The organism is Bifidobacterium biavatii DSM 23969 (genome assembly GCF_000741165.1).
Lineage (GTDB): Bacteria > Actinomycetota > Actinomycetes > Actinomycetales > Bifidobacteriaceae > Bifidobacterium > Bifidobacterium biavatii.
Genome location: NZ_JGYN01000006.1, coordinates 80348 through 95047, shown reverse-complemented (window position 1 = coordinate 95047; position 14700 = coordinate 80348). Strand labels below are relative to the sequence as shown.

Here is a 14700-nt window from a genome sequence, read left to right as displayed (position 1 = left end):
GGTCTTGACATCCTGCGGTTCTTTGGCTAGTGCGTAGGACAGAGTACCGCTCAGGTATGTCAAACAGGTTTCGCTGTCCATATACCGAGTCGGCAAAAAAGTCAAGACCCAAGTTTAGGAGATTTTGCGAGCGGACATGCGCGGAGCGCGTCGGACTCTCGTACGGACCGACCGTTGCGAGTAGGATGCTCGGCAGGACATACGACATATCACGATTGCCAGCGATGGCGGAAACGGGGCTGCGAGACATGACCCATGCCGAGAACGTTGCGAACGGCGAGCGAAAGCCTGATGCGGATCGGAAAGGCCGGAACGACAAGAACGACAGGAACGACGGCGGCAAGGAGAGTCTGCTGGAGCTGATTCCGTGGATCGTGGTGCCGATCGTCGTGTTCGCGCTGATCCGCGTGTTCCTGATCGGCCTGTACGTAATTCCGTCCGGCAGCATGCTGGACACGATCCAGCTCAAGGACCGCGTGGCCGCGGTGAAGGTGATCAAGCCGCAGCGCGGCGACATCGTCGTTTTCCGCGATCCGGACCACTGGCTGGCCAGCGGCGAGGGCAATGATCTGATCAAGCGGGTGATCGGTCTGCCGGGCGACACGGTCAGCTGCGCGGGCAACGGCGCTCCGGTCGAAGTGAACGGCAAGGCGATCGACGAGTCGGCGTATCTTCGCTCCGGCGTGAATCCGTCCGACGAAGCGTTCAGCGTCACCGTGCAGGACGGCATGATGTGGGTGATGGGCGACAACCGGTCCGGCAGCGCGGATAGCCGTGCGCATCAGTCCGACGCGCACGGAGGGCAGGTGCCGCTGAGCGACGTGCAGGGCGTCGCCGTGTTCACGTTCTGGCCGGTTGGGCGCATGCATGTGCTCGACTCGCATCACGAGGTCTTCGCCAACGTGCCGGATGCCGGAACGTCGAACTAAGTTCAATCATTCGTATACAAACGACAGTCGAACGAAAACAAACGAGAAGGGCGGAACGTCTGTTCAAAGACGTTCCGCCCTTCTCGTTAGGTTCATGTTGAACTATTTTGAACTATGCAGATCCGCGCCTAACAGACACGACTTCTTGAACTTTTATCGATGTACATGCGTTGGTGCAAAACGCACTGTCACCGAACTCATTGACGATAGTACGAGAGGAAATCAGTAATCTTGCCAACCGCGTCACGCAACACCTCGATGCGCGGCAGATACACGATGCGGAAGTGATCCGGCTCCTGCCAGTTGAATCCGCCACCGCGCGTGATGAGGATACGCTTGTCATGCAGCAGGTCGAGTGCGAACTGCTCGTCGTCCAGCACGTTGAACTTCTTCACGTCGATCTTGGGGAAGATGTAGAACGCGGCCTTCGGTTTGACGGCCGTGACGCCGGGGATCGCGTTGAGCGCATTATAGATGTACTCGCGCTGCTCGTAGAGTCGGCCTCCGGGCACGATGTAGTCGTTGACCGACTGGTGTCCGCCGAGCGCGGTCTGCACGATTGACTGGGCGGGCACGTTCGAGCAGATGCGCATGTTGGTGAGCATGTTGATGCCCTCGATGTAGTCCTTGGCCATGTGCTTGTTGCCACTCAGCACCATCCAGCCAACGCGGTAGCCGGCGATCATGTGCGATTTGGACAGGCCGGAGAACGTGACGCAGAATAGGTCGGGCGCCATCGACGCGATGGAGACGTGCTTGAGCCCGTCCATAACGAGTCGGTCGTAGATCTCGTCGGAGAAGATCATGAGCTGGTGCTCGCGCGCGAGGTCGACGATCTGCTGGAGCACTTCAGGCGGATAGAGCGCGCCGGTCGGGTTGTTCGGGTTGATGATGACGATCGCGACCGTGCGGTCGGTGATCTTGGCACGCATGTCGTCAATGTCCGGATACCACTCGGACTGCTCGTCGCACGTGTAGTGCACGGCGGTGCCGCCGGCGAGGTTCACGCAGGCGGTCCACAGCGGGTAGTCGGGGCTGGGCACGAGCACTTCGTCTCCGTCGTCGAGCAGGGCCGACATGGACAGGTTGATCAGCTCGCTCACGCCGTTGCCGGTGTAGATGTCCTCGATGCCCACGTTGGGGATGTTCTTGAGCTGCGCGTACTGCATGATGGCCTTGCGCGCGGAAAACAGGCCCTTGGAGGCCGAGTAACCCTCGGTCTCAGTCAGCTGGCGGGCCATGTCGTAGACGACCTCGTCGGGCGTGCGGAAGCCGAACGGCGCCGGATTGCCGATGTTGAGCTTGAGCACGTGCATGCCGGACTCCTCCATGCGCGCCGCCTCGTCGACGACCGGGCCACGCACGTCGTAGAGCACGTTGTCGAGCTTGGTTGATTTGTGGAACTGGCGCATGGGGATTCCTTCTTCCTCCAGATGGATGGATGCGGGTGACGATTCGTTGCGTCGGTCGGTGCGGGTCTCCGAGGCGCTGCCTTCCGCGTTCCCGGACGCCGATGAAGGCGTATGCCGTTCGACTCGTGTCGTTGCGGTCTTCGCCGTCGTGTCGTGTCCGAGCAGCCATTGTTCGTCGACGTCCAGCGTGGTCGCGAGAAAGTTCAATATCTCGGTGCGTGGCACGGTTTTGCCGCTGACATACTGACTGACATGGCTTTTGCCGAGCTTGACCCCGACTTGCTGTGCAGCCCGCACGAGATCGATTTGTTTGAGATGACGCGCGTTCATTGCGGTTTTTAACCGCGTAGCAAAATCGTCCACGCCGCTCCCCCGTTCTCGTCTATCGGTAGTTCAAATCTCACGGACAACGGTTCAGCATTCTATCAGTACCGGTTATACGAAACGCTCCTTTCGGTTCAATATATGAACCGAAAGGAGCGCTATAAGAATTGAACTTCTTGATGCAAGAGCATGACTCCAAGTTCGAATCATGCAGTTCAATGGATCGAAGCAACAGCCGAACTGTCAGTCGACCGACTTGAGGGCTGCGAGCATATCCACGTTCCGGAGTTGCCGGTAGACGACCACGCCGAGCGCGGCCAGCACCGCGGAGACAAGCAGCGCGGGCACCACGAACGCGGGCCAGCCGAGCATGGGATCGAACATGACCTCGTCCGGAGGCACCTCGGTGATGATGTACCGGTGGAGTCCGGCGCCGAACCCGTAACCGGCGAGGATGCCGAGCACGGACAGGACGATGGTTTCGCGGTAGATGTACATGGTCGTCTCGTTCGAATGGAAGCCGAGCACTTTGATGGTCGACAGCTCCCTGATGCGTTCGGACACGTTCAGGTTGGTGAGGTTGTACAGAATCACCACGGCGAGCATACCAGCCACGAGCACGAGCACCTCCATGATCTGGTTCAACGAGTCGACGATCGTGGCGACCTGGTTCTTCATAGTGGTGTTCTGCACCACGCCGCGCACGCCGTCGTTCTCCATGAACCGCGCACCCTGCTTCTCGGCGTTGGCGATGGAATTGTCCTTGAGCCTGACAAGGTAGGCGTTCGACTGATAAGCCTCGCCGAACACGTGCTCGTAGCCGCCGGACGTCATGACCATGATATGGCCGATATACATTTCGCTCACGCCGTCGACGCGCACGGAACGCTCCCCGCCGTCCTCGCCGGTGACGCGGATCGTGTCGCCGGCCTTCGCGCCAAGCATCGAGGCCATGCGTTCGGAGATGACTGCACCGCGGTCGGTGAGAATCTGCGGCTCGTGGCCGACGCGCGAACGCAGGGTCACGTAGTCGTTGAAGTTGTACGCGTCGTCGGTGACGAGCAACGTGATCGACTGCTTGTCGCCCTGCTTGCCAGCGGTTTTGGTGAGTTCCTCGTAGCGGATCGGCATTGCCTCGTCCACGGCCTTGTCGGTCATGTCCTTGGCGACCGCGGCGCGCTGTTCGTCGTTGTCGTCGGATTTTTCGGCGACGATCATGTCGTAGTGGATCACCTCATCGAACTGGCGTTCGCTGATCTGGTTGATCGATCCCTGCACGCCGAGTCCGGCGACGAGCAGCGACACGGCGCCCATCACGCCGAAGATCGTCATGAATCCGCGCGTCTTGTAACGGAAAAGATTCCTGGCAGTGACCTTGCGCGTGAAGCTGAGCCGGTTCCAGATGAAGCCGAGACGCTCGAGGAAGATCTTCGACCCGTTCGCCGGCGGCTTGGGCAACAGGAGCGCGGCCGGCTTGTCTTTGAGTTCGCGCGCGGCGGCGAGCATGGCAGGCACGACGGCGCTCACCCACGCGAGCAGGAACGCAACCACGGTAACCACGGGATGGAACTTCAGTTCGATGACCGGCATGGTAAACCCGTCGCGGTACGCATGGTAGACGATGAGCGGCAGAATCGTGTGGCCGGCGACGACGCCGAAGACAGTGCCGACGGTGGATGCGGCGAAGCCGTAGACCGTGAACTTCTTGAGAATATCGGCGTTGCCGTAGCCGAGCGCCTTGAGCGTTCCGGAGTTGATGCGTTCCTCGTCGACCATGCGGCCCATCGTGGAGAAGGTGACGAGCGCGGCAACGAAGTAGAGGAACACGGGGAAGATCATGGCGAGCTTGCCAACGATGTTTGCGATGATCTCGTATACGCGGTAGCCGTTGGACGTGAGCCCCTCGCGCCGGCCGTCGATCGAATAGGCGGGTACCTCGAGCGTGTCGATCTTCTCGCGGGCAAGCGCGATGTCATGCTCCGCTGTCTTGATCTTCTGTTCGGCGGCGGGTTTCGCGTCGTTGAATTCCTGGAGTTTTTCGGCGTACTGGTCTTCGGCTTTTTCGATATCGCGTCTGCCTTGGATGAGCTGCGTGGTGCCAGACGACGCGCTGCCGCTTGTTGCACCCGCCGGCGCGGTGGAGACGGCCTGCCCGAGTTCGGTCTGCTTGGCGGCGAGCTGCTTGGACGCGTCGGCGAGCGCGGCCGCGTTCTGCTGGTATTCCTTGCTGCCTTCTTTGAGTTGTTTGGCGCCGTCGTTCCACTGTTGGAGTGCGTTGTGGTAGGTGTTCAGTTGGGTGTTGTATTGTGCGACGGCGTCGTTGTAGGCGGCGAGCGCCTTGTCGTATTGCGCTTTGACGGTGTCGTATACGCTGCCGGTGATGCCGCTGTTGGTCCAGTCGGTCAGGATCGTGCCGGTTGTGTCGAGGACTGGTTTGATCGATGCGAGGACGGTGTGGGCCGCGTCGAGCTGGGTTTTGGCCTGCGTGAGTTGCTGCCATGACGAGTCGAGTTGCGACTGACCTTGCGTGAGCTGTTGGGTGGCTGCGATGAGCTGGGTTTGGCCTGCGGTGATCTGCGAGTCGGCCGCGGCGATTTGTGCGAGCGCGCCGGACAGTTCGGCGGCTGTGGCGGAACCTTGGTCGATGGCGGTGATTTCGCCTTGGGTCATCTGGTCCTTGGCGGTTTCGATCTGGGTTTTCGCGTCCGTGAGCTGTTGTTCGGCGTCGGCGAGTTGCCGTTTCGCGTCGTTGACTTTGGCTTGCGCCTTGTTGATCTGCTGGCGGCGGTCTTCGCGTATGGAGGCTTCGCGTGCTTTGGGCTGGTTGGAGAGGCGTTTGGTGAGCATGTCCTTGTGCGTTTGCACGCGGTCTCGGTATTCGCTGGTCCAGTAGTCGACGTGTTGCGTGTCGTTGAAGGTGACGCGGCCGATCATCGTCACGTCCGAGTCGAACGTGCCGGGCACGACCACGCCGTAGCCGTCGAGTTCACCAGTGCCGGCCGTGGATTGGCCCATGTTGAGGTTGGAGACGATTTCGCTGGCGTCGACGAAACCGACCACGGTGTACTTGGTTTGTTCGAGGATGGTGTCGCCGGCGATGTCGGGCAGTTCGGTGACCTGTACGGTGCTGTCGATTGCGTATCGGTCACGTTCGGCCGAGTCGAGCGCGATTTCGCCGGTGGTGTTTGGCAGTCGTCCTTCGATCACTCGGTATCCGGAGACGGCGTTCGGTTTGGAGTAGATGCGCAGGCTGTGGTTGCTGCCTGTGATGGTCACGTCCTTGAAGTAGCCGAATTCGGCTTGGCGTACGCCGTTGGTGTTGCGGATGATGGTTTCGTCGTCTTTGCTGAGGCCGTAGTCGCTGATGACGGTCACGTCGGCGAGGTTGTGTTCGCCGTAGAAGGAGGTGCCGGTGGCCTGCATGTCGGGGCCGGTGGCGAACAGGCCGACGAGTGCGAACGAACCGAGCATCATGAGGCTGACAATCGAGAGGAACCGGCCCTTGGATTTGGCGAGGGTGACGCGGATGTCCTTCCACAGCATGTGCTTGCGAGCGAGTCCGCCATCACTACGGCGTTTGCGTTTGGCGGCGCGGCGCGGGTCCGAGTTCGGACGGCGCGTCGCGTCCGGTTCAATGAAGTCGGTGAGCTCGGTCATGGTTACCACTCCAGGTCCTTGATGTCCATAGGATGTTCGTTGATGTCGATTGATTTGACGCGCGCGTCGTGCATGTGGATGACGCGGTCGGCGATGGGCGCGATGGCCGAGTTGTGGGTAACGATGACGACGGTCGCGCCCTTCTTGCGGCTCTGGTCCTGCAGGATTTGGAGGACTTGCTTGCCGGTGTTGTAGTCGAGCGCGCCGGTCGGTTCGTCGCACAAGAGGATCTTGGGGTTCTTGGCGACTGCTCGTGCTATGGCGACGCGCTGCTGTTCGCCGCCAGACAGCTGTGCCGGGAAGTTGTTGATTCGGTCCTTTAATCCGACGTCGATGAGCGTCTGCACCGGGTCCTGCGCGTCCTTGACGATTTCGGAGGCGAGTTCGACGTTCTCCTTGGCGGTGAGGTTGGCGACGAGGTTGTAGAACTGAAACACGAAGCCGATGTCGTAGCGGCGGTAGTCGGTGAGCTGGTGGGCGGTGTAGTTCGAAATGTCCCTGCCGTTGATGATGACCTGGCCTTCGGAATTCGTGTCCATGCCGCCGAGGATGTTGAGTACGGTCGATTTGCCCGCGCCGGACGAGCCGAGGATGATCGCCAGCTCGCCTTTCTCGATGCCGAAGCTCACGTCGTTGTTGGCGGTGATGGTCGTGTCTCCCATGTGGTACCGCTTGAAGCTGTGCACCATCTCGATGTATGCCATGTTCCTATGCCTTTCCGTGTTTCGCCGTCGGCATTGTTTCCTTCTTGGCTCCCCTTGTCAGAGGAGCGGATAGTCAAGGCCGTCAGCTGCATGTGTCACAATCCGTCCAGCAATCAACACCTTGAATAAACAACATGTTGATTTAACTGCCTCGATGGTAAGAACGAAGAAAAGTATGCGTCAACCGACAACTATCAACATGTTGTTCAAATTAAACACTTTGCCGAAAACGGTCGTTTTAGCCACTAAACAGACAACGTGTTGTTATAATCGTTGCAGCATCCGCCCGCGGCGCCCAACCGCCGCGCCATCACGCACAGGAGACGCACATGGCCACCGTAACCGGCAAACGCAACACGCAGACCGAAGCCAAGATCAAAGCCGCCTTCACCACGCTGGTGCAGGACAAGGGCTTCGACGCGATCACCGTCAGCGACCTCGCGCGCACCGCAGGCATCAACCGCGGCACGTTTTACATGCACTATCTCGACAAATTCGACCTGCGCCGGCAGCTCATCGACGATGCGATCGACGATCTGACCGGACTGCTCCTCGACAACGCCGACGAGGACGGCCGCGTGATGTCACGTGCCGGCAAGTCCGTGTGCGACGCGTTCCAGACGCGGGCCATCGCCGCGGCGCTGCGCTACGTGAAAAACGACTACGCGTTCTTCGACGCCGTCTCGAATTCCGGCAACGACATGCAGATGTACGATCGGTTCAAGGAAGTCCTCAAAAAGCTCATCATGACGCAAGCCAAGCGCTTCGGAGCCACACCACAGTCCACCTACAACGGCATTCCGGCCGACTACGCGATGGAAATCCTCGTCTCCGCCGTCTCCTCGATCATCTGGCTGTGGATCCGCCGCGGCTGCCAGGAATCCCCCGACGAAATCTGTTTGATCATCGAAAAGAACAAGGTCACCGCCCCCATCGACATCCTCTGGTAAAAACCGCATGATTCCAACGTTTTGGTAACTATCGACATACCGTTGAACCACCATTGACAACTAACCGGACGTTACGGAATGCTGCGGTCAACGCCAATGATCATGCGACCACTGGAACAAGCCGCAGATCACGTGAGGACGATTATCGGTCATCGCCGCGCAGGAAGGCGACGAATGCGGCGGTCGAAGGACTGAACGTGCGACCGCGCCTCCACGCGACGAACGACGGCACGTCAAGGCACGGCGACAGCGGAACGAACCGCAATCCCTCGCCGACCTGTCCGACGTCGATGCACAGGGCGACGCCGAGTCCATGCCGAACCGCGATCGCCGCGTTCAACGGCAGGTTGTAGGTGCCCGCAACCGTGATCTCGTCGCGTACGTCGCCGAGCCAGTTGTCCAGCATGCCGCGCACCTGCGGGCGATACTGCATCAGCACATACCGGTCTTTGAGATCGGCTGGCGTGATCTCGTTTCGGTCGGCCAGATCATCGTCATCGCGCATCATCACGCCCCAGCGGTCCGGCTGCGGCAGGCTCAGGAAATCGAATCGTTCCGCGTCGATCGGCCCTCCCATCACAGCGACGTCTGACAGTCCCTGTTCCAGCCGCTCCTGCATCACGTCGGCCGTCGCGGAGAACAACGCGAACCTGACATGCGGATGCCGCGCGCGAAACGCGACCATGCGTTCGGCCAGCCAGTCGACGCCGCGCAGCTCGCCGCAGCACACCGCGATCTCACCGTTCAGCTCCTCTCCGGAACGGTTCGCTACGTCGCTCACCGTCTTGTCGGCAAGCTCGATAAGCGCACGCGCCGCGCCAACAGCCATTGCCGGAGGAGGGGCACCGGAGACGCCGCTCTCCCCCGCCGCGGACTTGCTCGCCCGCGACCGTGGCGGCGAACCCGTCGACCCGCACGAGCCCGGATACGACGCCGTCATCGGCACCATCATCAGCACCACGAAGCGTCTGTGCGTCGAGCTGAACACCGGCTGGCACGAGCCGGACGAAACGCACGCACTCTTCGAGCAGATCGTCGGTCATAGCGTGGACCCGTCGTTCCGTCTCAACCCGCCGTTCTACACGGATTTCGGCCATAACATCGCGCTCGGGCGCAACGTGTTCATCAACTGGGGGTGCACGCTCATGGACCGCGGCGGCATCAGCATCGGCGACGACTCGTTCCTCGGACCCAACGTGCAGCTCATCACCATCAACCACCTCAAGGATCCGGCGCAGCGCGCAACCACCGTCAGCCGGCCGATCACGATCGGCAAGCGCGTGTGGATCGGCGCGGGTGCGATCATTCTGCAGCACGTGACGGTCGGCGACGGCGCGATCGTCGGCGCGGGCGCTATCGTCACGCACGACGTGCCTGCCGGTGCGATCGTCGCCAGCAATCCGGCCCGCGTCATCGGCCACGTCTGATCTCGGCGCTGGACGGGCCGGCCGCATGCAGCAGACCGATTCGCGACCCGCGACAATCTGCAATGTGATCGAGGGATCACCCGATCACATTGATCTGTATTACTTGTATTCGTTATGCGTTCCGTTCCAACTATGCCGCGGCGTGCGTGCCCCACTGCATGACGACGATGCCGACGATCATGATGGCCATGCCCAGCAGCATCTTCCAGTTCAGCGGGTCATGGAACAGCACGCGTGCGGCGAATGCGGTCAGGATGATGCCCACGCACGACCACACGCCATAGGCGAGCGCGGTCGGCATGCCGCGTTCCAGCACCACGGACAGCAGGTAGAAGCACATCACGTAGCCGATCACCACCGGGATCGCCCAAATGGGTTTGGAGAACCCTTCGGACGCGCGCAGCGACAACGTTGCCACTACCTCGCAACAGATGGTCACGAACAGCAGCAGCCAGGTGACCGCCATATTCCCTCCTCCATGTCGCTGTGTGCTCATGGCGTCCATCGTAGCCGCGCGTCCGGAGCGACACTTTTTTTGCCCGGGTCGGCATACGGTTCGCGTGCAAACCTCAAACCGGCCGGAACGACGGATAAACCGAATTCGGTTATCGGTCAACCAGCATAGATATGCATATATATGCACATATAAAACTACTTAAATAGTAGTAATTATGCCGAATTACTATAGATAATGCCAATATATGGGTATGTTTGATCTGCTTGATGAGCCTATGCCGGGTGACGTGATGGCAGATATCGCCGACCGTATGGTCAAACGGCGCAAGGAGCACGGCATGACGCCCGCCGATCTGACCGGCATCGGCGTCAAGGCCGGCATCCCGCGCGCCCGTTGCCTATCCGTCGCCAAAGACATGCAGAAACGCATCGCGGACGCCGGCTTTGCTGTGCGTGACTAATCCGATCGGCTCATCAGCCGCATACCAATCGGCGACGCGATGGTCGCGACTCGGTGGGCAGCCCACGGCTGCACGAAATCTCCGGCAGCCCTTATCATGGCCGCATGCAATTGACGGTGAAACGGTTTGATGAGTTGAGCGTGGCGGAACTGCACGAGATCTATCGCGTGCGCGTGTCGGTGTTCGTGGTAGAGCAGCAGTGCGCCTATCAGGAGATCGACGCTGCGGACCCGCATTGCTGGCATGTGTTCCTGCACGACGAGGATGGCATCGCCGCCTATTGCCGCGTGGTCGACCCGGGCGTCACGTTCCCGGAGGTCTCGATCGGCCGCGTGCTGGCAACCCGCCGCCGGCAGGGTCTTGGCACGCGGATCGTGCGCGAAGGACTGCGCGTGGCACAGGAACGCGCACACGCCAGCGTCGTGCGCATCGAGGCGCAGACTTACGCGCGCGGCCTGTACGAGCAGTTCGGCTTCACGCAGGTCTCCGACGAGTTCCTCGAGGACGGCATTTCCCACGTCATCATGGTCTGGCGAGCACAATAATACGTGCGAGTCATGCGATCACGACCGCGGACTTGTCGTCAGGCGCGGATCGCACGCGGATAGCGGTCCGTCATACCAGGACCAATCACCATAGTTGGCCTTCCCCCAGTTCGAGGACGATGTCCGTATGCTCGAAGTCGGCCGCATGTGCCTTCGCACGCGGGGACAGCAATCTGATCATAGTGGTCAGGTGCAGACCGTCGCTGCGGAATGGCCGCTCTCTGGTGCCTCCGACAAGGCAGGCGTCCTTGGCGATTTTCCAACCGCCGCATTCGTACAGTGATACCTTGTCAGGCTCGCAGGTAAAGACGCTGAGGTCCGGCTGCCGGTCGGCAATGTACCGTGCGGCTCGGCGAATGGTCGTGGTCGCGAGTCCCCGGCGCCGATATTCTGGCCGTGTCACCACTTCGCTCAACCCGTAGGCGAGATAGCGTTGTCCGCGGTGAAGAAGCTCGCTTTTCCTGATGCCGACGTGGCAGACCGCAACGTCGCCGTCCATCCAGACGAACGAAGTATCGTACGTATCCGGAGCCGACGGGAACGCCCCGTCCGACCCGTCGTCATCCCATGCCGTGCGTTCCAAGTCCCGAATCGCCGTGCCGCAATCCGTCTGCGGATATCGCACCAATATCATCGTATCCCTCCGATCCTTCATCCGTCACATACGTCCTCTCCGGACGGCATTGCGGTGTTCTGCGCCGACGTGCCGCGTTGTCTGGCACGATAGTCCCTTGGCGTACATCCGTAGCGTTGTCGGAACCGTTTGGCGAAATAGCTGGCGTCGTTGAACCCGCAGACATGGGCGACGCGCGCGACGGAATCGTCGCCGGAGACGAGCATCACCGCAGCCCGGCGCAGACGGTAGGAGATCAGATACTCCCCCGGGCTGACTGCGGCGAGACGCGTGAACAGTCGGAAACATTCGGTGCGGCCGACGCCGGCGCTGGCCGCGATGTCGGCCACATCGATGCCGTCGCCGAAATGCCGCTGAACGAACGTCATCATGGTGCGCATGCGCCGTTCACGAAGCAGTTCCGTCTCGTCAGGCCGCTCGTCCGGCACCTTGTCGAGCACCGACAACATCAGTCGCCACAGTTTCGCCACGTGCTCGACGTATTCCAGCGGCGCGGTCGTCCCGCGTTTACCGATCGACGTAACCGTCAGTATTTCCGCAAGTATGTCATGGTCTCGGGTCGCGTCGAGATGCAATCCGACGAGCGGCCGGTTCGCGACAGGCAGGACATACTGGCCGTAGATCGTGCCGGACGGCTGCCCGGTGAAGAACAGCGGCGAGAACGTGACGCAGCTCATGATCGCACCTGGAGTGGGATTGTCGGCCGAGTGCAGCGCCTCGGAGTTGACGAAGATGCCGTCGCCCTGTTCGAGTCGTATCGCGTCGCCGCCGGCGAGATGATAGTCGCATCCGCCGCGCAGCATGATCGCGAATTCGAAATCGCGATGCCAGTGCACGTTGATCTCATGACCGGCGAGCGTGTCGAAGTAGTCCATGCAGAAGTGGATCGGCAGAGTGGGATCGTCGTACCGCACGTCCTCCAGATAGTCGGAGTTCACCCGGACCGCGATGTTCGCCATGCATCCCACCTCCATGCATCTTTACATATCGAATCCGCCATCATGGAACGATTCTCCCATACTCAGGAATTATCATACCAATATTTCGCCATAATAAACGCTTTTCTGAAGAGTGCACGGAATTATCATCATAATCAATTACCCCAGTCAAACGGGAATACACAACGCCGGGCACCAATCCCGAACACACCGGCACAGACCGGAGCAGGACTCGACCCGGGCCATCGACCGAAAGGAATTCCATCATGCTGTATGCAAACTCGAACAACGTCACATTCAAGATCAGCGGCAACGTGCTGACCATAGAATCCATACCGGGCAAGGACTTCTTCGTCAACCCGGTGGACGACAGCGTGGTCGCCGACGCGGCCTTCGTCTATCGTCCGGTCGTGGGCGACTTCGTCTGCCGTGCCAAGATCTCGCTCGAGCACAAGGCGAAGTTCGATGGCGGCGCGCTGTTCGCCTATCAGGACGACACGCATTGGGTGAAGGCGTGCTTCGAGCAGGGCGACTACGGGTTCAAGTCGGTGGTCACCGTGGCGACCGACGGCGTTTCGGACGACTGCTACGACGTCACCGTCCACGGCGATTTCGTCTGGCTGCAGCTTGCCCGCACCGACGACGTGTTTTCGATCCACTACTCCTTCGACGGCATGCAGTGGTTCATGTCGCGCCTATGTTCCTCCATGTCGTTTGACCGGCTGCTCAAGGTTGGGTTCGAGGCCCAGTCCCCAAACGGCGAAGGCGGCACACGCACCTTCACCGACTTCGAGATCCTCGACCATCGACTGTTCGATCCACGGGCCGGACAGTGACCATGCGAGTCCCGGACCGACATCGGTGCACGCGATCCGATTCGGATACATCGTACACGCCATCTATAATGTACGATCGTACACAATATCGTATACGCAGCATCAGCAGCAAAGGAGCGAACAACCATGACCCAGAACAACTACGACGTCACCGCCGACCTCACGCCCGAAGGGCGCGTCGAATGGGATCTCATGGTGGCCGGCGAGGTCTATCAGGACTCGCATCCGGAGATCGAACGCAAGCGAGTGGAGGCCAAGAAGCTGTTCCGCGCCTATAACGCGCTCGATTACGATCAGGAGGCCGAACGCCGCGCGATCATGGAGCAGCTGTTCGCCGAGGTCGGCGACGACGTGTTCATCGAGCCGAACTTCCGCTGCGAGATGGGCCGCAACATCTCGATCGGTTCGCACGCGTACATCAACTTCGACTGCGTGATGCTTGACAATGCGCCGATCACGATCGGCGATTACGTGTGGATCGCGCCGATGGTCGGCCTGTTCGCCACGAACCATGCGCTCGACTTCGAGGAGCGCAAGAACGGTGCATGCCAAGCCAAGCCGATCGTGATCGAAGACGGCGTGTGGCTCGGCGGCCATGTGACCGTGCTCGGCGGCGTGACTATCGGCCGCGGCGCAGTGATCGGCGCAGGCTCGGTCGTCACGCATGACATTCCGGCCGGCGTGATCGCCGTCGGCAATCCAGCCTGCGTGCTGCGTCCGATCACCGACGCGGACAAGACCGGCTTCTGCGAGCGCATCGCCGCCCGCGACGCGGCGCACTGATGGCGAGACCCGATCGTGCGTCGGCGCGAAAGACGATCGGAAGCCACGCCGGATGTCCGAGTTTCCCCCAATGTGAACGAATCGTCGATCAGCATGCCCGTATCTTCCGTATGTTCGCACGATCACCTGAGCCACGCGAACATACGGAGGATGGATACGGCTTCAACGTCCGTTTGTTCGCGCCGACATTGCGATCGCGCGAACAAACGGAGAATTCCGACAAAGGAATCGGCGGTGCGCGCTTAGCGTCGCATCATAATGAGCATCATCTTCGACGCCTCTTCCGCATAGACCGCGTGCGGCAGTCGGGTCGGGAAATGCAGGATGCCGCCCGGCACGAGATCCACGGTCTTGCCACCGCCAGTGATCTTGAGATGTCCTTCAAGGCATTGCACGAGCACCGGCATGGCGGCGGTATGTTCGCTCAGCTCCTGCCCTTTGTCGAAGGAGAAGAGCACCACGTTGGCGCCCTCCACCTGCATCACCGTGCGCGAAACCGTGGCCTCTGGCTGCACTTCGACCAGTGATCCTAGATCACCGATGAACTCCATCACATCGGACGGCTGGGTTTCGTTCGTCTGTTCGCTCATCATCGAACTCCTTCATATTCCATTGTCCTTGCGGCGCAACCGCACGTACGCGTC

General features: G+C 60.5%; 15 protein-coding genes. 7 read left to right on the top strand and 8 right to left on the bottom strand.

Annotation, left to right across the window (positions count from 1 at the left end; genetic code table 11):
* The first annotated feature begins 248 nt into the window (after positions 1 to 248).
* Positions 249 to 929, top strand: coding sequence for a signal peptidase I (gene lepB, locus BBIA_RS03225; RefSeq protein WP_081891915.1), 681 nt, complete (start codon positions 249 to 251; stop codon positions 927 to 929).
* A 197-nt stretch (positions 930 to 1126) separates the two neighbouring features.
* On the opposite strand, the gene BBIA_RS03220 is transcribed toward lepB, so the two are convergent.
* From BBIA_RS03220 to BBIA_RS03210, 3 genes are all read right to left on the bottom strand, one after another.
* Positions 1127 to 2671, bottom strand: coding sequence for an aminotransferase class I/II-fold pyridoxal phosphate-dependent enzyme (locus BBIA_RS03220; RefSeq protein ID WP_081891913.1), 1545 nt, complete (start codon positions 2669 to 2671; stop codon positions 1127 to 1129).
* A gap of 237 nt (positions 2672 to 2908) precedes the next feature.
* On the bottom strand, positions 2909 to 6322 hold the full coding sequence (locus BBIA_RS03215) for an ABC transporter permease (protein ID WP_238548421.1): 3414 nt from the start codon (positions 6320 to 6322) through the stop codon (positions 2909 to 2911).
* Between the two features lie 2 nt (positions 6323 to 6324).
* Positions 6325 to 7026: an ABC transporter ATP-binding protein gene (locus BBIA_RS03210; RefSeq protein WP_033494258.1), complete on the bottom strand. Its 702-nt coding sequence runs from the start codon at positions 7024 to 7026 to the stop codon at positions 6325 to 6327.
* A gap of 329 nt (positions 7027 to 7355) precedes the next feature.
* Here BBIA_RS03210 and BBIA_RS03205 point away from each other — a divergent pair, with 329 nt between their 5' ends.
* Positions 7356 to 7976 (top strand): TetR/AcrR family transcriptional regulator, encoded by a 621-nt coding sequence (locus tag BBIA_RS03205; protein ID WP_033494260.1) that lies wholly within the window; start codon positions 7356 to 7358, stop codon positions 7974 to 7976.
* A gap of 142 nt (positions 7977 to 8118) precedes the next feature.
* Here BBIA_RS03205 and BBIA_RS03200 read toward each other — a convergent pair whose 3' ends face one another.
* Entirely contained in the window at positions 8119 to 8805 is a 687-nt protein-coding gene (locus BBIA_RS03200) for a substrate-binding domain-containing protein (protein ID WP_206538633.1), read from the bottom strand.
* 46 nt (positions 8806 to 8851) lie between these two features.
* Here BBIA_RS03200 and BBIA_RS03195 point away from each other — a divergent pair, with 46 nt between their 5' ends.
* Positions 8852 to 9403: a sugar O-acetyltransferase gene (locus BBIA_RS03195; protein WP_033494262.1), complete on the top strand. Its 552-nt coding sequence runs from the start codon at positions 8852 to 8854 to the stop codon at positions 9401 to 9403.
* 130 nt (positions 9404 to 9533) lie between these two features.
* Here BBIA_RS03195 and BBIA_RS03190 read toward each other — a convergent pair whose 3' ends face one another.
* Positions 9534 to 9869, bottom strand: a complete 336-nt coding sequence (locus BBIA_RS03190) for a DMT family transporter (RefSeq protein ID WP_033494263.1) — start codon at positions 9867 to 9869, stop codon at positions 9534 to 9536.
* Between the two features lie 235 nt (positions 9870 to 10104).
* Between BBIA_RS03190 and BBIA_RS14770 the strand changes: the two genes are divergently transcribed.
* Entirely contained in the window at positions 10105 to 10320 is a 216-nt protein-coding gene (locus BBIA_RS14770) for a hypothetical protein (protein WP_238548415.1), read from the top strand.
* Between the two features lie 116 nt (positions 10321 to 10436).
* Positions 10437 to 10865 (top strand): GNAT family N-acetyltransferase, encoded by a 429-nt coding sequence (locus tag BBIA_RS03180; RefSeq protein WP_202962026.1) that lies wholly within the window; start codon positions 10437 to 10439, stop codon positions 10863 to 10865.
* A gap of 85 nt (positions 10866 to 10950) precedes the next feature.
* Here BBIA_RS03180 and BBIA_RS03175 read toward each other — a convergent pair whose 3' ends face one another.
* Together BBIA_RS03175 and BBIA_RS03170 are read right to left on the bottom strand one after the other, a co-directional pair.
* Positions 10951 to 11499 (bottom strand): GNAT family N-acetyltransferase, encoded by a 549-nt coding sequence (locus BBIA_RS03175; protein ID WP_033494266.1) that lies wholly within the window; start codon positions 11497 to 11499, stop codon positions 10951 to 10953.
* Positions 11500 to 11516: 17 nt separating this feature from the next.
* A complete protein-coding gene (locus BBIA_RS03170) occupies positions 11517 to 12458 on the bottom strand; it encodes a helix-turn-helix transcriptional regulator (protein WP_033494268.1) in 942 nt (313 codons plus the stop codon).
* A gap of 245 nt (positions 12459 to 12703) precedes the next feature.
* Between BBIA_RS03170 and BBIA_RS03165 the strand changes: the two genes are divergently transcribed.
* Both BBIA_RS03165 and BBIA_RS03160 read left to right on the top strand, forming a co-directional pair.
* On the top strand, positions 12704 to 13273 hold the full coding sequence (locus BBIA_RS03165) for a DUF1349 domain-containing protein (protein WP_051923709.1): 570 nt from the start codon (positions 12704 to 12706) through the stop codon (positions 13271 to 13273).
* Positions 13274 to 13399: 126 nt separating this feature from the next.
* Complete coding sequence (locus BBIA_RS03160; protein ID WP_081891907.1) at positions 13400 to 14056, top strand: sugar O-acetyltransferase; 657 nt, start codon at positions 13400 to 13402, stop codon at positions 14054 to 14056.
* Between the two features lie 242 nt (positions 14057 to 14298).
* Here the strand turns inward: BBIA_RS03160 and BBIA_RS03155 are convergent, their stop codons facing one another.
* On the bottom strand, positions 14299 to 14649 hold the full coding sequence (locus BBIA_RS03155) for a cupin domain-containing protein (RefSeq protein WP_033494269.1): 351 nt from the start codon (positions 14647 to 14649) through the stop codon (positions 14299 to 14301).
* Between the last annotated feature and the right edge of the window lie 51 nt (positions 14650 to 14700).